The sequence below is a fragment of the Bradyrhizobium sp. CIAT3101 genome (assembly GCF_029714945.1).
Lineage (GTDB): Bacteria > Pseudomonadota > Alphaproteobacteria > Rhizobiales > Xanthobacteraceae > Bradyrhizobium.
On record NZ_CP121634.1, the window covers coordinates 3968889 to 3988929 of the forward strand.

The 20041-nt window shown below is 64.6% G+C and carries 20 protein-coding genes; 12 read left to right on the forward strand and 8 right to left on the reverse strand.

Annotation, left to right across the window (positions count from 1 at the left end; genetic code table 11):
- Positions 1-49: 49 nt before the first annotated feature.
- Positions 50-949 (forward strand): hypothetical protein, encoded by a 900-nt coding sequence (locus QA645_RS18640; RefSeq protein ID WP_283052072.1) that lies wholly within the window; start codon positions 50-52, stop codon positions 947-949.
- A gap of 26 nt (positions 950-975) precedes the next feature.
- On the opposite strand, the gene QA645_RS18645 is transcribed toward QA645_RS18640, so the two are convergent.
- The 3 genes from QA645_RS18645 to QA645_RS18655 all read right to left on the reverse strand — a co-directional run bounded on the left by QA645_RS18645 (position 976) and on the right by QA645_RS18655 (position 4339).
- Complete coding sequence (locus tag QA645_RS18645) at positions 976-2355, reverse strand: hypothetical protein (protein ID WP_283052074.1); 1380 nt, start codon at positions 2353-2355, stop codon at positions 976-978.
- A gap of 301 nt (positions 2356-2656) precedes the next feature.
- The gene (locus QA645_RS18650) at positions 2657-3511 is read right to left on the reverse strand and encodes a hypothetical protein (protein WP_283052076.1); all 855 of its coding nucleotides are present in this window, start codon (positions 3509-3511) and stop codon (positions 2657-2659) included.
- A 111-nt stretch (positions 3512-3622) separates the two neighbouring features.
- The gene (locus QA645_RS18655; protein WP_283052078.1) at positions 3623-4339 is read right to left on the reverse strand and encodes a DUF599 domain-containing protein; all 717 of its coding nucleotides are present in this window, start codon (positions 4337-4339) and stop codon (positions 3623-3625) included.
- A gap of 123 nt (positions 4340-4462) precedes the next feature.
- Between QA645_RS18655 and QA645_RS18660 the strand changes: the two genes are divergently transcribed.
- The 5 genes from QA645_RS18660 to QA645_RS18680 all read left to right on the forward strand — a co-directional run bounded on the left by QA645_RS18660 (position 4463) and on the right by QA645_RS18680 (position 7654).
- The gene (locus tag QA645_RS18660) at positions 4463-5125 is read left to right on the forward strand and encodes a glutathione S-transferase family protein (RefSeq protein WP_254132057.1); all 663 of its coding nucleotides are present in this window, start codon (positions 4463-4465) and stop codon (positions 5123-5125) included.
- A 137-nt stretch (positions 5126-5262) separates the two neighbouring features.
- Positions 5263-5631 carry a YidB family protein gene (locus tag QA645_RS18665; protein WP_254132056.1) on the forward strand — a complete coding sequence of 123 codons (369 nt, stop codon included), beginning with the start codon at positions 5263-5265 and terminating at the stop codon, positions 5629-5631.
- A gap of 186 nt (positions 5632-5817) precedes the next feature.
- Positions 5818-6021 carry a hypothetical protein gene (locus QA645_RS18670; protein WP_148773938.1) on the forward strand — a complete coding sequence of 68 codons (204 nt, stop codon included), beginning with the start codon at positions 5818-5820 and terminating at the stop codon, positions 6019-6021.
- 154 nt (positions 6022-6175) lie between these two features.
- On the forward strand, positions 6176-7171 hold the full coding sequence (locus tag QA645_RS18675) for a hypothetical protein (protein ID WP_283052083.1): 996 nt from the start codon (positions 6176-6178) through the stop codon (positions 7169-7171).
- A 42-nt stretch (positions 7172-7213) separates the two neighbouring features.
- Positions 7214-7654: a DUF1489 domain-containing protein gene (locus QA645_RS18680; RefSeq protein WP_254132054.1), complete on the forward strand. Its 441-nt coding sequence runs from the start codon at positions 7214-7216 to the stop codon at positions 7652-7654.
- A 10-nt stretch (positions 7655-7664) separates the two neighbouring features.
- On the opposite strand, the gene QA645_RS18685 is transcribed toward QA645_RS18680, so the two are convergent.
- Together QA645_RS18685 and panC are read right to left on the reverse strand one after the other, a co-directional pair.
- On the reverse strand, positions 7665-8414 hold the full coding sequence (locus QA645_RS18685) for a hypothetical protein (protein WP_283052086.1): 750 nt from the start codon (positions 8412-8414) through the stop codon (positions 7665-7667).
- Between the two features lie 73 nt (positions 8415-8487).
- Entirely contained in the window at positions 8488-9342 is an 855-nt protein-coding gene (gene panC / locus QA645_RS18690; RefSeq protein ID WP_283052088.1) for a pantoate--beta-alanine ligase, read from the reverse strand.
- A gap of 272 nt (positions 9343-9614) precedes the next feature.
- On the opposite strand from panC, the gene QA645_RS18695 reads away from it, so the two are divergent.
- The 3 genes from QA645_RS18695 (at position 9615) to QA645_RS18705 (ending at position 12625) form a co-directional block, all read left to right on the forward strand.
- Entirely contained in the window at positions 9615-10538 is a 924-nt protein-coding gene (locus QA645_RS18695) for a division plane positioning ATPase MipZ (RefSeq protein WP_148754852.1), read from the forward strand.
- A gap of 344 nt (positions 10539-10882) precedes the next feature.
- Complete coding sequence (locus tag QA645_RS18700; protein ID WP_254194099.1) at positions 10883-11743, forward strand: alpha/beta fold hydrolase; 861 nt, start codon at positions 10883-10885, stop codon at positions 11741-11743.
- Between the two features lie 126 nt (positions 11744-11869).
- Positions 11870-12625 (forward strand): VWA domain-containing protein, encoded by a 756-nt coding sequence (locus QA645_RS18705; protein ID WP_283052092.1) that lies wholly within the window; start codon positions 11870-11872, stop codon positions 12623-12625.
- Between the two features lie 4 nt (positions 12626-12629).
- On the opposite strand, the gene tehA is transcribed toward QA645_RS18705, so the two are convergent.
- The gene (tehA, locus tag QA645_RS18710; RefSeq protein WP_283052094.1) at positions 12630-13622 is read right to left on the reverse strand and encodes a dicarboxylate transporter/tellurite-resistance protein TehA; all 993 of its coding nucleotides are present in this window, start codon (positions 13620-13622) and stop codon (positions 12630-12632) included.
- A 181-nt stretch (positions 13623-13803) separates the two neighbouring features.
- On the opposite strand from tehA, the gene QA645_RS18715 reads away from it, so the two are divergent.
- Complete coding sequence (locus tag QA645_RS18715; RefSeq protein ID WP_254194096.1) at positions 13804-14529, forward strand: DnaJ domain-containing protein; 726 nt, start codon at positions 13804-13806, stop codon at positions 14527-14529.
- 222 nt (positions 14530-14751) lie between these two features.
- On the opposite strand, the gene QA645_RS18720 is transcribed toward QA645_RS18715, so the two are convergent.
- Positions 14752-16572 carry a serine hydrolase gene (locus QA645_RS18720; protein ID WP_283052098.1) on the reverse strand — a complete coding sequence of 607 codons (1821 nt, stop codon included), beginning with the start codon at positions 16570-16572 and terminating at the stop codon, positions 14752-14754.
- Between the two features lie 387 nt (positions 16573-16959).
- Here QA645_RS18720 and QA645_RS18725 point away from each other — a divergent pair, with 387 nt between their 5' ends.
- Complete coding sequence (locus QA645_RS18725) at positions 16960-17298, forward strand: phasin family protein (protein ID WP_148754857.1); 339 nt, start codon at positions 16960-16962, stop codon at positions 17296-17298.
- 93 nt (positions 17299-17391) lie between these two features.
- Here QA645_RS18725 and QA645_RS18730 read toward each other — a convergent pair whose 3' ends face one another.
- A complete protein-coding gene (locus QA645_RS18730) occupies positions 17392-19047 on the reverse strand; it encodes a pilus assembly protein (RefSeq protein ID WP_254194094.1) in 1656 nt (551 codons plus the stop codon).
- Positions 19048-19530: 483 nt separating this feature from the next.
- Between QA645_RS18730 and clpS the strand changes: the two genes are divergently transcribed.
- Positions 19531-19863, forward strand: a complete 333-nt coding sequence (gene clpS, locus QA645_RS18735; RefSeq protein WP_015685564.1) for an ATP-dependent Clp protease adapter ClpS — start codon at positions 19531-19533, stop codon at positions 19861-19863.
- The last annotated feature ends 178 nt before the right edge of the window (positions 19864-20041 follow it).

Genomic DNA, 20041 nt, shown 5'->3' on the forward strand with positions numbered 1-20041 from the left:
GGGGCTGTTCCGGTATGCTAGGAGCAGGTCGGCAACCCAAGATCGGGCGATGGAACGGCGGAAGATCATACGGACGGACATTGCGGCGTCAGCCATCGCGCATCTGACGCTGGTGGCGCTGATCATCGTGATCAGCGAGGTCCATCCGTTTCATTCCGCACCGCCCGAGACCGTCGCGGTCGATATCGTTACGCCGGAGCAGGTGAAGGAGGAGGAGGCCAAGGCGGAGGAAAAGGCCCAACAGGAGGCGAAGGAGAAGCCGCCGGAGCCGCTCCCTGACCTGAAGCTGCCGAAGCTGGATTTCACCGACAAGGACAAGGCGGATGCAGCGCCCAAACCTGCGGCCAGGGAGAAGGCAGCAGAGAAGGCGGCGCAGCAGGCCGCGCAGGAACCGCAGCAGAAGCAGCCGCAGCCCCAGCCATCGCAAGCGCCACCGCAACAGCCGCCGGCTCAGCCTCAGGCGGCGCAGCAGCCACCTCCGGCGATGCCGCAGCCGCAGGCCGCGCCCCCCGCCTATCGGACGCCGGAGCCTGACGTCACCGTCAAATACGGCGTGATGCTGGGCCTGCCGCCGGCATTGCCGCCCGTGCCGAAAGACGCGCCCAAGGATGACGGCGGCGATGCCAAGGATTCGATCGGCGCCAAGTTGCCGCCCGAGGTCATTGCCGAGCTTCGCCGGCACTTGAGGAGCTGTTCGAAACTTCCGGCCGGGGTTGCACCGACCGATGCCGTTCACATCAGGCTGCGTGCGGTGCTCGCCACCGACGGCACGCTGGCGCGGCCGCCGATCCTGATCGAGGCGCCGCCGTCGACCAAGGGGGTCGCCATCGTGCAATCAGCGATGAGCGCGCTGCAGGCTTGCCAGCCCTACAAGATGTTGCCCGTCGACAAGTACGACGAATGGAAGGTGATGGACCTGTCGTTCGCGCCGCAGGATTTTGGCGGGTAGCGGCCGCGTTACGCACCGATGACCGGCTATTCCTGCAATTGCAGCTCGAATCCACGAACCGGTGCGAGACACGCGGCACAATATTCCACCCGCACCCCGGCATTGCCCGAGCAGGGCTGACCCACCGCCATCAGGAAGCGCATCGGCTGCGCGATGAAGAAGCTGGATGACTCCACCCGGCAAGTGGCGTGTAACTTCAGCTCATTCGTGAGCGCATGGAGCTTCATGAAATGGCGAGAGGTGTCGGTATAGCCGGCATAGTCGAACAGCTCGAACGGCGGCCGGTCCTCGTCGCGAAAGGCTTCGCGGACCATCGTCACTTGCGCGTGGATGAAGCCGGCGAGCAGCAGCGTTAAGGCAGGCATTTTCCAGCTTGCGCGAAGGCCGTCGATGGCGAGCGCGATCGAAACGAAAAAGAGGAACTGCGGGATGATGTAGTAGCGATCGGCAACGCTCGCGATCGAAAGCCGCAGCGCCGGGAAATAGGCGATCGTCCACAGGCAGAATAGCGGCAGCAGGAGCTGCTCCGGCGCGCTCGGTTTGGCGCGGAGGGATCGCAGTGCAGCCGCCGCGAACAATACGAGCAGCAGCGCCATGCGCATGTGCAGCGCGATCATTTCGATCGGGCCGGGCAGGTAGGAGACGACACGCTCGAGCAGGATCACGCCTGAGACCGTGCCGAAAAAGCTGACATCGCCGATCGGCGACGCTGCGAGCGAGAGCACCACGAAGCCGACGAGAACGACGTTTACAAGCCTTGCGACACGCCGATCGGTCAAGGCTCTGATCGTGTGCGGAAGCAGATGGCCCTCGACATGGACATAGGCACGGGTTGCGAGCGCGATCAGGCCGAGGCCGGCCAGCATCGCCGGCAAGGCCCGGGTCGCGAATGCGCCGTCGCCGACAAAATGCCGTCCGCACAGGACGATCTGGACCAGAACGTTCAGCTGGCCGATCAGCAGCAGCCTTGCGCTGCTTTCGCCAGGCCATGTGAGCGCGACGAGGAGCGTCGCGGCAGCAAAGGACAGCGCTGCGGCAATGAAGATGGCGTGACTCCAGCACCCCAATGAGAAGGCGAGCAAGAGCAGGAAAAGCCAGCGATGAAGACTTCGACCTCGCTCCAGCAGGTGTGGGAGAGCGAGCAGCACGAGCGCCAGCAGGAGGTTCTGCAGCGCGTTCACCTCCCAGGCGACCCGGCTGTAGAACAGGAACAGCAGCGAGGATCCCATCGCCAGCGCGAAATAGAGCGCGGCCGCGCCGCGTTTCCAGAGGGCGAGCGCGGTCAAGCCCAGGGCAAGGCCATTCAAGATCGCGCCCGCCAGTCGCAGGCTGCCGACGCTCGCCGGGATGATCGAAAAGACCAGGCTCGTAATTTCGGGGAACAGTGATCCGGTATAGCCGTTCATGCCGCGAAGCGTGAACATTCCGCGGGCCTGCTGCTCCAGCGCGCGCAGTCCGACCCAGGCTTCGTCACCGTGCAAGCCGGGGAATGAATTCAGCCGCACCAGGAGGCCGGCTGCAACCACGGCGATGATCGATGCCAGCAGCCCGGCGTAGGCGGCGTTTCCCGATCGTTTCGGCTCGATTGCAGTGTGTGCCGGTGCCGGCCGAAGGTCAGGATGCATTTACGTCCGGCTGCCGCTGAATTCGCGACGGCAGGGATATGTGGGAAATTTTCCCGCGTCAATAGCGACCGGTATGTCCGGGCTAGGTGCTTTGGTTCGCGAGCCAGGTGAAGGCTGCCAAAATTCCCGGCAGTTGCAGATCGTGGCGAAGCTTGCCGGAGGCCGGCAGGAGGCGGTGGTCCACGGCGGCGCCGGCGCGGCGCAGTGCCTCGACATAGGCGGTCTGGACGGACGCCGACACGCGCCGGTCCTGTGGGTCCGTCAGCACGATGATCTTCTCCGGCGGATGGCGCGCGACCTCGGCGACATGGTCGATCGGGTCGAGGAAGTCGCTGTGTCCGGTGATGTCGGCGGCCCAGCCGTTCTCGCGATTGCGCTGGGCCACCGCCGTATTCCCCGAGGTGATCACCGCGCAACCGATATCGTCGCGGCACGCGATCAGCGCAGCCACGAGATGGCCGCCGCCGGACTGGCCGACGAGATTGAGGCGGCGCCAGCCGAAATGCGCCTTGAGCCGGGTCAGCGCCGCATCGACCAGTGCAACTTCGCGCGGCCGGCGCCGGTCGAGATGGTGCCCCGTCGAACCCAGGATACCCGGGCGCGCCAGGTGGACATAGGGGCGATGGAAGCAGGCGCTGAACTGTTCAGCCAGCGCCTGCACGTCGTAGGCCGTCGCCGCGACGTACCACTCGTTGGCCACCACGACGTCGTCATCGCGTTTCTCGACGGCATCGCCGCGCAGGAAGATGACGGGATCGGCCGGCGCGCCTTCGGGCGCCGCGCCATAGAACGCGAGGACGTCAGGCTTGCCGTCGACCTCGACCAAAACGCGTCCCGCGCCGTCGCCATCGGACGCCGCGCATTCGACGCCCCGAACCACATCGACCCCGGAGAAGGGCGTGGTCGGCAGGTCGGCAATTTTGGGAAAACTGATCACGGCGTGAGTTGTCGAGGAAACGTGCACGCCATGTCAAGCGGCGCGTGCGCGTTGCGGCTTTGCCCACCCTACGGCACCGCGCCGCGTCGCTCGCACCTTCACATGAGGTCCTCAATGACCGCGCTTCGTCACCTTGTCGTCATCAACCACATCCGGCGCCATCGCCGCCCATGCGCTGGACGCAAATTGGCGTCGCCAGGTCACGATCACCACGGCGGCCGTGGTCACGAACAGCACCCAGGGGCTGACGAACCAGCCGAGATAGCCGAGCGCGAAGAAGAAGGCGCGCTGGCCGCGGTTGAAATGGCGGCCGGCGGACTCGAACACGCGCGTGGTGCGCATGACATGGGCTTCGGCCTCCGGCGTATCGCGCAGCGCAGCCGGCGGCATGCCGCCGTAGAGGATCGCGACATAGTTGAACAGGCGATAGGCCCAGGCGAATTTGAAAAACGCATAGACGCAGATCAACACCAGCCCGACGCATTTCAGCTCCCACATTGCGGGCGAGGTGCTGAGGTCGATCGGCAGCTTGCCCAGAATGGTGATGGCGTCGTTGGTGGCGTGCAGCAGCGCCAGCGCGCCGCCAAGCGCGAACAGGCTGGTGGAGGCGAAGAAGGCGGTGCCGTTCTGGAGCGAGGCCATGATCTGCATGTCGACCATGCGTGCCTCGCGATCGAGCAGCCGGCGGACCCAGACCTCGCGGTAGCGATTCATCCGCGCCGACAGGCTGTCGCGGCCATAGGCGGAGTGCTCGAGGGTTGCGGCATAGGCCAGCCATTCGATGATGAAGAAGCCGACGGCGGTGATGTCGACCCAATGCCTGCTCATGTCTCTCTCCTCGCGAGGTCGCAACGATTGCCATGCATGATGGGTCGCGGCAACGATTGATTGGCGGCAGGCGATGGCGTTAAAAGCAGCCGTATCCAGAGGACTTAACGAAGGACCCGTGACATGGCAGCGCTCAAGCTCGCGATCGGCAACAAGAACTACTCGTCATGGTCGATGCGGCCCTGGCTTGCGCTGCGCGCCAACGACATCCCGTTCGTGGAGACCGTGATCCCGCTCTACACCGACAATCCCGCGGACAAGGAGCAGATCCTGTCCTTCAGCCGCGCCGGCAAGGTGCCGGTGCTGGTCGACGGCGACATCACGGTGTGGGATTCGCTGAGCATTATCGAGTATGTCGCCGAGTGCTATCCGGAAGTGAAGCTGTGGCCCGATGACGTCGCGGCCCGCGCGTTTGCCCGTTCGGTGTGCGCCGAGATGCATTCCGGCTTCATGGCCCTGCGCAGCGAATGCGGAATGAACCTGCACCGTCCCGTGCGTCCCGTGACGCTGTCGGCGGATGCCAAGGCCAACGTCGCGCGCGTGCAGGAGATCTGGCGCACGTGCCGGACCCGCTACGGTGCCGGCGGCCCGTTCCTGTTCGGCCGCTTCGGCGCGGCCGATGCGATGTATGCGCCGGTCGTGCATCGCTTCCGGACCTACGCCATCGAGGTCACGCCGGAGACCAAAGCCTACATGGACACGATGCTCGCGATGCCGGCGTTCCAGGAGTGGACCCGCGATGGACTCGCCGAAACGCTTGTCATCGAAAAGTTCGAGACTGTGTAATTGCGGGCATGATCCGGAGAAGCGGACACCGGTTCTCCGGCGAGATCATGCTCACTTGAAAATGTGAATGGGCGCAGCTTGACGGCACGGCCGCTCGCGGCGCTCAATCACAGGGAACAACGAAAGAGGGGACGGCCATGGGAATTCTGGACTCGCTGGAGAACAATCCCGCGCTGCGCAGCGCGCTTGGCCAGCTCGGCGCCGCCGTCCTGCCGGCCGTGATGAACGAGGTGTTCGGTAGCAACAACCAGGGCGGTTTGGGCGCGATCGTCGCAAAGCTCCAGCAGGCGGGCTTCGGCGACCAGGTCAAATCCTGGCTCGGTAACGGCCAGAACCTGCCGATCTCCGCCGACCAGCTCCGCGCCGTGCTCGGCAACGACACCGTCCGGCAGCTTGCCGCGCGCTACAACATCCCGGTCGACCAGCTGGGCGAGATCCTGGCCCAGGAGCTGCCCAAGGCGGTGGATCAGGCAAGCCCGCAGGGCCATCTGCCTCATGGCGCCTGAGGCCTGGTTCCAGCGGTCGTCCAGGCCGGCTCTGTTCCCGTTATCGTCCTGAAAAGACTTCAAAATTGGCACGTTCGCCATGCTCGCATGAGGCTGGTCAAAAACGCCGCATGCGTGCTATACAGCGGCTGGGTTTCCAGCCGGCCTCGCAGTGGGACCACGGGCGAGGCAGGCGTTGTTTGAGTGATGGAGAGGGTGTTGAAGCACAAATTCCCGATTGGAACGCGCGTACTGTTCACTGCCAGCAACGTCGCGCGCCCGGCTGCGAGTGGTTCGTACGAGGTCATTCGCCTGCTGCCGACGGAAGGTGACGACTGCCAGTACCGGATCAAGAGCTCGACCGAGGCCTTCGAACGAGTCGCGAAGGAAAGCCAGCTCGCACTCTCGTAATGCGCTGACGGCACCACGCATTGATATTGCGGGCGAATTCGCTCGCCCGCCGTTAAAAGGCCCGCTTCGCCTCGACAAGGTGGGCGGGGGCAGTTGCCGACTCGCGGTGCTCGCTTGACCATTCGCACTCGGCTCGCGTGAGGGGACATCGCGCATGGACTGGGCATCGGCCTCGTCGCTCGACCAAATCTGGCGCTCGCCGGCCTTTCCGATGTGGATGACGCTGGCGGCTGCCGGCTTCTTCGGATTGATCCTGCTGATCACGTTGCTGCGGGCCGAAAGATCGGTCGCCAACGGTGCGCTCACCGTCATCACGCTACTCTCAATCAGCATTGCGGTGGCCGCCACCATGCGCGTCTACGGACCCGCAGGGCAGGCCGCGCCGAGTGAAGCGCGTGCGCTGGCCGTGGCGAATACAAGCCTGCCGGCGTTGTCCTGCCTCGACGACCTCGCCGGCGATGCCGTCGCCGCTGGCTGCGAGAAGGCGCTGTTCGGTGCGCCTGACGCGGCGGCTGCCGCCGTCGCTTACACGGCAGCCCGGATCGATCGGCTGACTGCGCTCGGCGACGCCGCGACCGCCGACAAGAGCCTGACGGTGGACACGAAGGTGCTGCGCAAGTCGCTGGAGCGCGATCGCTACGGCCTCGTTGCCCAGGTGCTGGTCGTGCGCGACGGCTGCACCCAGTTCGACTGTGCCACCTTCCGCTCGCTGACCGATCAGCAGCAGGTCGCCGCCAACATGGACTCCCATCTCTACGACATGCTGGTCGCGCGCTATGCGCCGACGTGGAACGCGCCCGCCGCGGCGCCGGCGGGGACTGCACCCCTGGGTGCGATCGCCGGGCTGCCGCCGTCGATGCCGACGGGCAAACCGACCAATGCGGAGTTCCCGAGCGCCTCGTCGACGCCGCCGGTGAGCATCATGAATCCTGAGCCGGCCGCGCGCCAGTCACCGGCCGCCAATGCGGCTGCGGCGCCGGCGCCACGTGCCCCGGCTGCGACCTCGGCACAGGCCGCGGCACCCGCGGCACCGGCTGCGAAGAAGCCGCCGGCGCCGAAGGCTGCGCGCGCACCCGCCGCCGCGCCGCCGGCGCCGGTTCCGCTCGCGCCGCCGCCGGGCTCGGCTCCCGCGGCTGCGGATAACGACTAGTTCGGCTTTGAAAACCTGCGGCCGGCCCGCTAATGCTGGGCCATGCCACTTCATCTGATCAAGCTTGCCGTCGGCTGCGACTCCGTCAAGGAATTGAAGGGGTGGATCGCCGAGCGGATGCAGACGGCCAAGAAAAAAGGCCTGCCGCAACACCACATCCACGTCACCCGCATGGTGCCCAAGCGCGACGCCGAGATTCTGTCGGGCGGATCGCTCTATTGGGTCATCAAGGGTGAGATCGCGGCGCGCGAAAAGATCATCGGCATCGAGCCGTTCCGCGACAAGGACGGTATCGGGCGTTGCCGGATCGTGATGCAGCCGAAAGTGATCTCGGTGTCGCCGCGGCCGATGCGCCCGTTCCAGGGCTGGCGTTATCTCACCGACGATTCCGTGCCGCCGGATCTCGGCAAGTCCGCCGCAGGCACCATCGCGGCGATGCCGGAGCCGATGCGGCGCGAGCTGCGCGATCTCGGATTGCTCTGAGGAATGCCGCTCAGGGCGGCGTGACGATGTGCAGCCGCGCCACTTCGGCGGGCGGCACTATGAACGGGCGGCTGCCTTCGTCGAGACTGTCGACGATGTCGACCAGCCCGGGCTCGACGCCCATCTCGAGCAGGTATTTCCGGTAGCGCTCGCCAAAGATCACCGTCAGGCTCTCGCGCTGCTCGGCCGAGACGTTGGGCGCGCGGCGGTTGTGGATGGAGCGGCCGGTCAGCACCACCTTGGCGCCCTCGGGCAGGCTGCGATGCACGCCGCCCGCCAGCACCAGGACGCAGGCCAGATCGCAAGCCGGGTCCGGCACCGACACCGTGGCGTCGAGCGGGCCGCCCGGACGCTTCACGGCAAAGCAATCGGCCTCCGACCGGCCGGCGCAGGCCTCGACCTCGGTCGCGCCCGCCGTCGCATCCAGGCCGTGCTCGCGCAGGATGCGGCCCATGCTGGTCGCGACGTTGAGGTTGGAAGGGCCCCAGCTATGGATGAGCAGCGGCAGCTTGCGTCCCTGCTGACGGTCGAGGATCGCAATCAACCGCTTCCAGCTGTCCCATTGCACGGTGCCTTCGGCTGCAATCCAGTCGGAGCAGCCCGGACCGCAGGCACCGGTGGGGCCGTGGGCGACATAGAAGATCATCGCGTCCTGCGGGGAGCCGTACACGCCGATCGGCGGCCGCTCCTGCGCCTGCGCAGCGGTGGCGGCAATCAGCGCCCATAGGCAGCCGACGATGATGGTGCGGATCGATGACATGGACCTGTCGCTTGGCTTGTTCCCTCGCCACGATCATCCATAGGGTTGAGACGAGGTTCAAGATCAACCTCGGCTATCGCACCGCGATATTGTCGATCAGCCGCGTCGTGCCGAGCTTGGCTGCCACCAGAATCCGCAACGGCCCATCCTTGCGCGAGGTGACAGGCGCCAGCGTCTCGGCATGACGCGCTTCGAAATAGTCGAGCGCAAAGCCGGTCGCCTCGATCATCTCGGCGCCGCGCGCCATCGCGCTCGCGATTGTCTCGCCGGCCTGGATCCGGCGAGCGCTGTCCTTCATGGCGCGGTAGAGGGTGGTGGCGGTCTGCCGCTCCTCGGGTGAGAGGTACACATTGCGCGAGGACATCGCGAGCCCGTCGCGTTCGCGCACCGTGCGGGAGCCGATCACCTTCACGCCAAGGTCGAGATCGCGCGCCATCTGCGTCACCACGCGCAATTGCTGAAAGTCCTTCTCGCCGAAGATCGCGACATCCGGCCGACACTGCGTGAACAGCTTGCCGACGACGGTGGCGACGCCGCCGAAGAAGTGCGGGCGGAAGCGGTCCTCGAGGCCGGCCAGTGCCGGTCCCTCTGGAACGACGCGCGTCGCAAAGCCCTCCGGATACATCGCCTCGACGCCGGGGTGCCAGACGATGTCGACATCCTCGGCCGCGAGCTTGGCGATGTCGGCTTTCCAGGTTCGCGGATAAGCGCCGAAATCCTCGGTCGGGGCGAACTGGGTTGGATTGACGAAGATCGACACAATGACGCGGCTCGCGCGTCGCTTGGCCAGGCGCACCAGCGACACATGCCCGTCATGGAGGGCGCCCATGGTCGGAACCAGCGCGACCGTGGCCTTTCGCTTGCGGAGATTGTCGACGGCGCGTCGCAGGGTGGGCACCGTGCGGGTGATCAAGGGGCTTCGTGACATCAAGACTCGGGAATCGTTGGGGGTGGGCGCGGTCTGCCGCGCTTGCGGCTAACCTTAACAAGCGGCGGTCGTGGACGCCATGCATCGACATGCGGCACAGCATCCTCCGCAGCGAGGATGTCGCGCCATTGCGGTCGGATTACAGAGGCGACACCGCGATGCGATTCATGATGACGACCAGTGCACATTGATTTCGTCATCCTGTCACGCATTTCACTTGACCGCAGACGCGGCCAACTCGAAGATATTGTTCAGGGGTGTTGAGGATCGCTATGCTTGTGCAGGCTAGCCAAAGCCAATCCGGCTCGGCGCATGTCGTCGTGCTCGGGAATGAAAAGGGCGGCTCCGGCAAATCGACCACCGCCCTGCACATCGCAGTTGCGCTCCTGAAGGCCGGCCAGCGTGTCGCCACCATCGATCTCGACTGCCGCCAGCAAAGCTTCACCCGCTACATCAACAACCGCTCCGCCTGGGCGCGCCGCACCAAGCTCGACCTCGAGTTGCCGATGCATCGCTGCATCAAGCTCGGCGAGACGATGCAGGTCGCCGAGAACGAGAACTCCGAGTTCCTTCAATTCATGGAGGCAGTCTCGGCGGTCGAGAGCAGCTTCGACTTCATCGTCATCGATACGCCCGGCACCGACAGCTATCTGATGCGGCTTGCCCATTCGATGGCCGACACGCTGGTCACGCCGATCAACGACAGCTTCCTCGATTTCGACGTGCTCGGCACCGTCGACCCCGCCAATTACGCGGTCACGGGGGAAAGCCATTACGCTGAGATGGTGCGCGACGTCAGGCGCAAGCGCCGCCAGCTCGACGGTTCGACCACCGACTGGATCGTGGTGCGCAACCGCCTGTCGATGCTCGGCTCCCGCAACAAGCAGCTCGTCGCCGAGGGGCTGAAGGATCTGTCACTGCGGCTCGGCTTCCGCTACGTCGACGGCTTCGCCGAGCGCGTGGTCTATCGCGAGTTTTTTCCGCGCGGCCTGACGGCGCTCGACGAGATCGACGAGGCCACGCTCGGGATGCGGCCCAATCTCGGACATCTCACCGCGCGGGAAGAGGTGACGAGCCTGCTCCGCCAGCTCAAGCTGCCGCTCGACGAGCGCGGCCGTCGCCGTGCGGCAAATCGCGCCGAGTGGTTCAGCCAGGTCGACAAGCCGCTCGAGGTCCACGACATCCTCGGCGCCTGACCCGGGCGGTATAGCGCTACTTCCAGTCGATCAAAGTCACCGGTTCCCGCGGGAACTGCGGCCGTGTTCGACCGTTTTCATCCCACGTTTACCGCGAAATTGAACCCAATCTAGACCGGTTGCGTCGGATGGTGACCTACACCCTGACGTAGCCTTGTGAGAACGGGATGCCCAAGAAACGTGTGCGCCGCACAATGAAAGGGCTGCCAGTTCACAATATTTGGCCTTCCTGTCACGCGGCTGTGACATATATTAGGGAATAGGCGCGAAGGGGCCGAAGAGCTCCTCGAACAACACGATTTTCAACAGGGATCAGGTCGCAAGACCTGAGGCTGAGGACGAAAATGAAGCGTGGAATTGCCGTTCTGGTTTCTGTCGGAGCCCTCTGCGGCGTCGCCTATTTCACGGCGAGCAAGTGGGCCATCAAGCACGAGACCATCACCTTCTACGACGCGTCCCGCGACAACCGTCCCGTGCCTGTCGACATCGCAATCCGCCGCGACAAGGAAATGCAGGCCGATGCCGGCTTGATCACCATGCCGGTCGCAGTGATCAATCACGGCAACACCGTCAAGAACACCGAGTACGGCTTCCTCGCCAACATCTTCGCCGCGCGCGGCTATCTCGTCGTCAGCCCGCAGCATGATTTGCCGACCGATCCGCCGATGGTGACCAAGCCCGGCGAAATCTATGTCGGCCGCCTGCCGCAGATCCTGCGCGGTGTCGCCAATATCCATCTGGCGATGCAGGAGATGAAGAAGGTCCAGCCCAACGCTGACTATTCGCGGGTGACGATGGTCGGCCATTCGATGGGCGGCGACATCACGATGTACTTCGCCAAGCAGTATCCGGACGAGGTCAAGAAGGTCGTGACGCTGGACAATCTCCGCGTGCCCTTCGTCACCGCCGGCAAGTTCAAGATCCTGTCGTTCCGTTCGCAGGATCCGCAGTTCAAGACTGACGCGGGCGTGATCCCGACCGATGAGGAGTGCGAGAAGGCAGGCATTCAGGTCGTGAAGACCGAATTCCAGCACAACGACATGCGCGACACCGGTCCGGATGCGGCCAAGAACTCGATCCAGGGCATGCTCGATAAATTCCTGAGCGACACCGACAGCGCGATCGCACCGGTCGATACCTCGACGTCGCCGCCGAAGGTGCTCGAGCCGGGTCCCGTGGCCCTGATGTCGCCAGCCAAGAGCTGATCAGCCAGACGATCGCTGGAACTACTTTCAAAGCCTCCGTTGGCCTTCGGCCTGCGGAGGCTTTGTGCATTGACCGGGCAGGGCACGCTATCCACATTGGTGGTGTGAGACCGAGTGCGACCCCAGATGTCCGGCGACCCCGTTAAACCGCGCGGTAGCGATGCCGTCTCGGCGCGAGCCGAAGACGACGGCGCGTTGCCGCAGGCGAAGACCTCGACCGCGGACGACGTCGCCGCCTTCGTCGCCAAGGCGCGTGCGTTGTCGCCGCATGCACCCGGCGCAAAGGGCCGCCTGATCTTCGCGCTGGATGCGACAATGAGCCGGCAGCCGACCTGGGACATGGCCTGTGCGCTTCAGGCGGATATGTTTCGCGAGGCCGCATCGCTCGGCAGCCTCGACATCCGGCTCGTCTACTATCGCGGCTTCAACGAATGCCGTGCCACCGGGTGGATTTCGGACAGCAGCAAGCTCGCGACGCTGATGAGCAAGATCGATTGCCGTGGCGGCGACACCCAGATCGGCAGGGTGCTGACCGACGCCCGGCGCGAGGCGGTTGCATCGGGTGTGCGGGCCGTGGTCTTCGTCGGCGACGCCATGGAGGAGAAGGTCGACGCACTTTGCGCCAAGGCCGGCGAGCTCGGCATGCTGAAGGTGCCGGTGTTCCTGTTTCAGGAAGGCCATGATGCGATCGCCGAACAGGCGTTTCGCGAGATCGCGCGCCTGACCGGCGGCGCCTGGTGCCGGTTCGATCCGGGCGCGGCGGCGCAGCTGCGCGAGCTGTTGCGGGCCGCTGCGGCCTATGCCGCCGGCGGTCGCGACGCATTGTTGAAGCTGGCGAAGACGGCGAGCGGCGCGGCGCAGCTGATCGGACAGATGAAGTAGCAGGTCAGGCCCGTGCGGCCTGCGCCGCGGGCGGTGCGGCGACAGGCGGCAGCAATCGACCCTGCACGATCAGGCGCAGCGTGCCAAGCGCGATCAGTCCAACCACGATATTGGCGGCCGCGAACAGATAGGGCGCGAGCATTGCGATCGCGCCGGTATCGCCGTGCCCGACCATGCGGATCGGCGCGATCGCAAGTGCGGTCGCACCGAAGGTGAAGCTCCAATAGGACACCGAGAACGGCTGCTCCATGATCCAGGGCAGCAGCCGAAGCAGCAGCAGCGCCATCATCAGCCCGTAACCGACCATAATATGCGCGAACATGTCGGGGACACCGCCATTGATCGCGAGATAGGCGACCGCGCCGACCACGGGCGGTGCGAGTTGAATGCCGAGCGTCCGACGCAGCGCGGTGGGAAGGGTCTCGACGGTATAGAGCCGGTGCAACAGCACGGATTCGATCGCGAACCAGGAGAACAGCGCCACGCCGAACGCGAGCTGTCCCCAATCGGGGTAGCCGAGGGCCGCCGAAACGCCAGCCGTGACGAAGCCGCCCGCAACGGTCGGCAAATAGAGGACCGGCGTCGTCGCCGTGTGGTCGCGATTGCCGCGCCACAACAGTCCCGTCCGCCACAGTGCGAAACCGAGCGTGAATGCGGCGCCGAGGCTGAACAGGACGATGGCGGCGAGGTGCGAATAGGGCTCCGCGGCAATCGCGATCAGCATGGTGGAGACGCCGGCGAGGCCGATGAAGCAGCACTGGACCGGGTGATGGGCTTCGCTGAGCGACTCCGCGCGCGCGAAAATCCAGCGCAGCGCGAACAGCGCGATCAGCACCGCCCAGACGATCGAGGCGAAGGCGAAGATGATTTCGCCGACGATCGCCGGCAAGTGCCAGACCTGGTGCGCGGCACGCCAGGCGTTGCCGAGACCCGCAAGGCCAAGGACGATGCCGAAGAACCCGGCCGGCACGATCGGTGGCTTGAATCCGCTGCTCATCGTCTTCCCCAAACCCTTGCCATCGCTCCTACGATGATGGCGCGATCGTCGTTACGGCCGCGCGTGCCGGAGAGATGGGGCAGATTGCTTATCGGCAAAACGGCCTGGCGTGTCATCTTCCGATCGTGGCGGGAAGGAAGGACACCATGCTTTTTGACAAGAGGGCGACTATATTCCCGCCATGACCCTGATTGCCGGCCTTGTCGCTATCATCACGCTTTATCTGTTGCTCCAGATGTTCCGCGCCGCCAATCCAGCCGTGCTGGCGCGCGCCATCAAGGTCGGGGGCGGCGTGGTCGCGCTCGCGGTGGCGGCCTTCACGGGCTTAAGGGGTGAATTGGCGGTGGCGATCCCGCTCGGGATATTTGGCGCCGGACTGCTCGGTTGGACGCCGTTGGCAAACGCCGGCTTCGGCAATATCGGGGGCATGTTCGGCGGCGGCGCTGCGCGCTCGCCCAACCAGAGCTCGCGCGTACGCTCGCAATTCCTGGACATGCGGCTCGATCACGAGTCCGGCCAGCTCTCAGGCCAGATCGTCGCCGGACCTCATGCCGGGCGTGGCCTCGACGAGTTCGATCTTGCAAGCCTGCTGGCGATGGTCCCGGCGTTCGACGCCGAGAGCGTGGCCTTACTTGAAAGCTATCTGGACCGCCGGTTTCCCGCTTGGCGTCAGAACGCGCAGGGCAACGCGGCAGGGGGGCAGCGCCGCACGGCGTCGAGCGGCAAAATGACGGCGGAGGAAGCCTATCAGATCCTTGGCTTGCAGCCGGGAGCGGGGCGCGACGACATCAGCCGGGCGCACAAATCCCTCATGAAGAAACTGCATCCCGACCAGGGGGGCTCGACGTACCTCGCTGCCCGTGTAAACGAGGCCAAGGATACTCTGCTTCGTACGCATAACGGCTAACTCCGGCACCACGCCACAAACGCCCGTACCGCGTAAGCTCCGCTTGCTCTGTCTGCCGTCGCCCGATGCCCGCCATTGTCGGCGTGGTCGATCCCTTGAGTAAAGTTTTAACCGTAAATCCTTGACGAGAGGTTGTCGCGGAACAGCCTCGAGCGCCACCGCATCCCAAAAACAAAAATGCCCGCGCAGGGCGCGGGCATTTTGCTTGGAGGGGCAGGAAGATCAGTTGCGGACGGTCATGCAGGAGATGTCGGCGCGCTTGAGCGCCTTGCACACCGCTTCGGCCTGGTCGCGCTCGAGCCCGGCGAAGCGGGCGCGGTAGAGCTTGCGATTGTCCCTGGCGACAACAGGCTCGGTGAACGGATCGGCTTTGCTGAGCAGGCCGCGGGCCGAGCTGCGCGCGGCTTCAATGCGCTGCTGGGCCTCGCTCTCGCTCTCGAGCGCGCCGACCTGGACGATCCAGCCGCTATGGGTAGCGACCGGCTTGGTGGCGGCGCTCATCTGGATCGGCTGCGGTGACGGATCGGCGGAAGCGAGCTTGGCGACCGGGGCGGGCGCCGGGGCAGCGGCAGTGGTCGCCGGCAGCACGCCGAGGATGCCGTTGCCGGTGCCGAAGCCCGCCGGCTGCTGCGGCATCTCGGTCCGGGCAACCTCGGCCCGGGCGGGCTCCGGCTTGTTGATGATGTCGGCCCTGGCGACGACGGCGCCGGAGGTCTCGGCGACGTCGGAGCGGGACGAAATCGTGTTGGTGACCTGGGGCGCGACCTGGGCGGGGGCGGCGGAGGCGACCTTGACCGCGCCGGCCTTGACCTGAACCGTCTTGACCCGGACCGGCTTCATTGGCTCGGACGAGCCTGGAATGAGGGCGAGCGGCTGGCTCGAGATCACGCCATTGGTGAGCGGCGCGGGCTCGATCTTGGACTCGATGGGCCTGGCTTCGGGCTTGGGCTGGACCGGCGGCATTGCGGCGGTTGCAGCTGCCAGGGCCGACAGGCGCGAGGCGGGACGCGGTGCGGGTGCCTCGGGAGCAGGGGCCGCCGCGACCTGAACCGGCGTAGCCGGACGGGCCGGGGTATCCGAAGCGTCGGCAACGTCGGTGCTGGTGTCGGCGCTGTTGCGCTCGGTCACCGCCACGACCGTGTGGGTGGTCGCGCCCTTCTCGAGGTTCTCCGCCAGCAGATTGCGCATGATGGCGTCGCGCGAGCCGCCGCTGCGGCCGCCGAGCACCACGCCGATCAGGTGGCGGTTGCCGCGGCGCATCGAGGTCACGAGGTTGAAGCCGGAGGCGCGGGTGTAGCCGGTCTTGATGCCGTCCACACCCTCGACGCTGCCGAGCAAATGATTGTGGTTGCGGATCTGCTCGCCGCGCCAGGTGAACGAGGTGGTCGAGAAAAAGCGATAGTAGCGCGGGAAGCGCTCCTGGATGGCGCGGCCGAGCGTGGCCTGGTCGCGCGCAGTGGTCACCTGCTCGTCGTTGGGAAGGCCGTTGGCATTGCGGTAGACCGTCTTGGACATGCCGAGCGCGCGGGCCTTGCGCGTCATCATCGCGGCGAAATCGTCCTCGTCGCCGCCGATCGCTTCGGCGATCACAACGGCAGCATCATTGGCGGAGCGGGTGACGAGACCCTTGATCGCGTCCTCGACGCGGATGGTCTGGCCGGCACGCAGGTTGAGCTTGGTCGGATCCTGGTCGGCGGCGTGCTGCGATACCGGCATCTCGGTATCGAGCTTCATCTTGCCGGACTCGAGACGTTCGAACAGCAGATAAAGCGTCATGATCTTGGTGAGCGAGGCGGGATGGCGCAGTCCGTCGGGGCTGTTCGACTGAAGCACCGTGCCCGAATTGCCGTCGACGATGATCGACGCGAATTTCGGGCTGGAGCTCTCGGACGCTTCACGCTGCACCCGGTGGTGCGCATAGTGGCGCCGATGGCGCCGCGCATCGGCAGCGTCGGTCGTGAAGATGACGGCTGTGGTGACCGTAAGAAGCCCGAAAACGCCAACCCGCGCCAAGCGCGAGGAAGACCAGTTGTTACGAAGCATGGAACCCCGTCCCCGTTTGTGACTTGATCACCGGCTCGTGAGGCGAAATTGTGCCCTGCGGACCCGGGATCATTACCTGCTCAGGCTGTCTCTCCGCTGGTGATCGCCGCGGGAAACGTTGGGCCTGAGCCGCTGTTCTGGCTAAGGTGATGTTCTCAAACGGCTTTTGACCGTCTGCGGAAGTGAACACGTCCAGGGAATCAAGGTAGGGCGCCGCGGTTTCCAAAAGCTTAAGAAACCCTTGCGGGAAAGCCCGGGAATTTCCGTAACTTGCACCGACTTTTGTGCGACGCACAAGATTCTTGACTTTTTTGTGCGTTGCACTAATTGTGGGCAGAGTCAGGGAGCCGGGGCTTCCGGACGCGAGCCAGGGAAAAGGATTCCAAGATGTTCAAGGTTGAAGACTTTCAGAACTACGGGAAAGAGCATTTCGAGACGTGCGTTGCTTCCGCGACCTCGGTGCAGCACGGCCTCCAGGCGATCGCCAGCGCTTATGGCGACTACACCAAGAAATCTTTTGAAGACACCAAGTCCTTCGTCGAGAAGCTTTCCGGCGTGAAGTCGCTGGACAAGGCGATGGAAGCCCAGACCGATTTCGCCCGTTCCGCCTACGAGACCTTCGTCGCGGAATCGCAGAAGATCGCCGGCCTCTACAGCGACCTCGCCAAACAGGCGTTCAAGCCGGTCGAAACGGTCGTGTCGAAGTTCACCCCGGCCGCCCAGTAATTCGCGCGACAGGTTTTGGAATCAAGAAAGCCGGGCTGGTTCAGCCCGGCTTTCTCTTTGCAAACCGGCTTTCTCTTTGCAAATTGTGCAGGATTATCTCGCCAGCCGCAGCTTGCTGAGAGCAGTCCCGATCGTGTTGAACGTGGTCACGATCTGGCTCGAGCTGGTGAGCATGTAGAACTTGTCCGGACTGCTCGCGCAGTATTTCAGGATCGCCGACGTGGGATCGGCGGGCGAGCTCGTGTTCACCTGGATCGTGTAGATCGTGTACATCGGTGCGCCGCCGGAGTCCCTGGCGTTGTGCAGGTTGTCGCACAGAACTTGCTGCCTGGCGTCGATCGAACCGGGGAAGGTGCTGTTGCCGTAGGTGGTGGTCTGGCTGCTGCCGTCGCCGTAGGCCGGCCAGCGATTCTCGGTGTTCAGGCCGTCGGATAGCAGGATGATGACCCTGTTGTAGGTGGTGCCGTTGGTGCCGCTTTCCGCCGGCGCGTTCAACGGAGCGCTCTGCAAGAGCGACAGCCACCCCCAGGCCAGACCCACCACCTGGTTGGTGCCGCCGGTTGGCTGCATTGCGTTGACCGCGGTCTTGAGTGTGCTCCAATTATAGCTCAGCGGGATGATCGGCTCGAGCTGGGTCGAAGCGCTGCTGCTGCAAAAGGAAGTGCTGTTCTCGTAATATTGCTCTGCCGGGAACAAGGTGGCGACAGTGCTTGAGTTCGGCGCCGTGGACTGCGCGTCGTACGGCTGGGTCCGATCCGTAATGCATCCGCTCCACGTCGAGTGGGAATTCGGCTGCCACGTGTGCGTATACGTCGAGCCCGACGCCACGCTGTTATAGCAGCCATTGATCAAATAGTGGTACTTGTACGAGCCACTGCCATTGGTACCGGGGCAGATCAGCCCTTTGTTCGAGCCCGAATTCGGGATGGTACTGACCGCCGATGTGCTGCCCGGACCATTCACGCAAGTGAAGCCGTTATTTGACATCGACCACGGGCAGTTGGAGCCCGGTCCGATGTTCGCCCAATTCGAGGGCTTAGACGACACGAGGTCCGGTGCCTCCGCTTCCCAGCTCGTCCAATCGATCCAGCTCTGCGTGTAATTGCTGGATCCAACATTCACGTCCTTGGCAAACGGGATGACCGAGATATAGACATCGCCGCTGTTCTTGCTGAGGGCGCTGAGCTGGTCGATGAGGCCGCCGGATCCGGCCACGGCGTTTCTCAGTGCCGTGATCTTGCCGTCCTGTGCCATCGATCCCGTGTTGTCGAGCACAAGTGCAACGCGCATTTTCGCGTTGCCCCAGGTGGAGGTCGAGGTGGTATTGAAGCCGAGCGTCGGAAAGCCGGCAATCTGCATGAAATCGGAGGTGATATAGCCGGTGCCAGTCAGCAGCAGGGTGGCTGCCGCACTCGTGGTCGCGGCCGTGTAGGTGGGGGTGATGTTGACGCCTTTGGCCTCGGTATCGGTATAGAGACCCGAGAAGTAGCTCAGCGCCTTCGTGCTAATGTCCGAAGTCGTGATCGTTCCCGCCGTCAAATCCTTCGACAGCATCAGCGCGGTGGAGTCGAGGGCGGCCTGCATCGACGAGCGTGCGCGCGATGCGCGAGAGTAGTCGACGGCGGCGCCGACCATGCAGAGGATCGGGAGCAGGGTGATGGCGAAAATGACGGCGATGTTGCCTTGCTCGGCGGACACAAAGCGGGCAAGCAATCGGCCGAAGCGGGAGTCGGCGGGTAGGCGAAACATGACGAGCCCCGAGATCTGTGGTTTTGCCCGATTTCACGCCACAGCTTTGAATGTCGGGTAAATTAGGCCGTAGAAAAACGGGGAAATCCCGCGCCAAACCGCCGCGGTCACGCCCGCGTCAGGTTCCTGGTCAACACCTTCTGAACGGGCCAGCGGGAAATTTTTGGCAAATCAGTCTGGATTGGTTAACCTTGGCCCGGATCGTCCGGACGGGAATCGGGACCGTCGCGGCCGCATCGGCTGAGCCCCTGCATGCTTGCGGCGGGCCGGGGGCGGGCCCATATTCCCTGAAATCGATCCGGCTTCGACCGGGCCGGTTGGAAGCGGCGATCCAACAAGGCGGCGCGTCCGTGCGAGGCTCCCGGTGCGGGACCGCGCGGTAAACCGTCATACGCTTCCGTGGGGAATTTGAACGCCTGAGCCATGCCGCAACTGACTTCCAGACTCGACCTGTCCGCGGCCGCCGCCGCCCACGCTCCCCGGATGAGCAATGATGAGAACCGTTCCGGTGGCCCGACGGGTCCGAACACGTCCGTCATCACCAAGGTCAAGCCAAAGACCAAGCGGCCCAACCTCTATCGCGTGCTGATCCTCAACGACGACTACACGCCGATGGAATTCGTCGTCCACGTGCTGGAGAAGTTCTTCCAGAAGGACGTCGAGGCCGCGACCAAGATCATGCTGCACGTCCATCATCACGGGATCGGCGAGTGCGGCGTGTTCACCTACGAGATTGCCGAGACCAAGGTGACGCAGGTGATGGATTTCGCCCGCAAGCACCAGCACCCGCTGCAATGCGTGATGGAAAAGAAGTAACTGCGCGTTCGAGTCCCGCGTTCTTTAGATCGGTTCTGTTCGTGCGTGTGTGATGCCGGCGGATACCGCTGCGCGATCCGGCGAAAATCAGCGCCGACGCCGATCCTGCCCAAATGGGTAGTTTTGCCCAAATCGGAACGGGTTTTGCATCGAGAATGCGGTGGGCGCGTAATGCCTA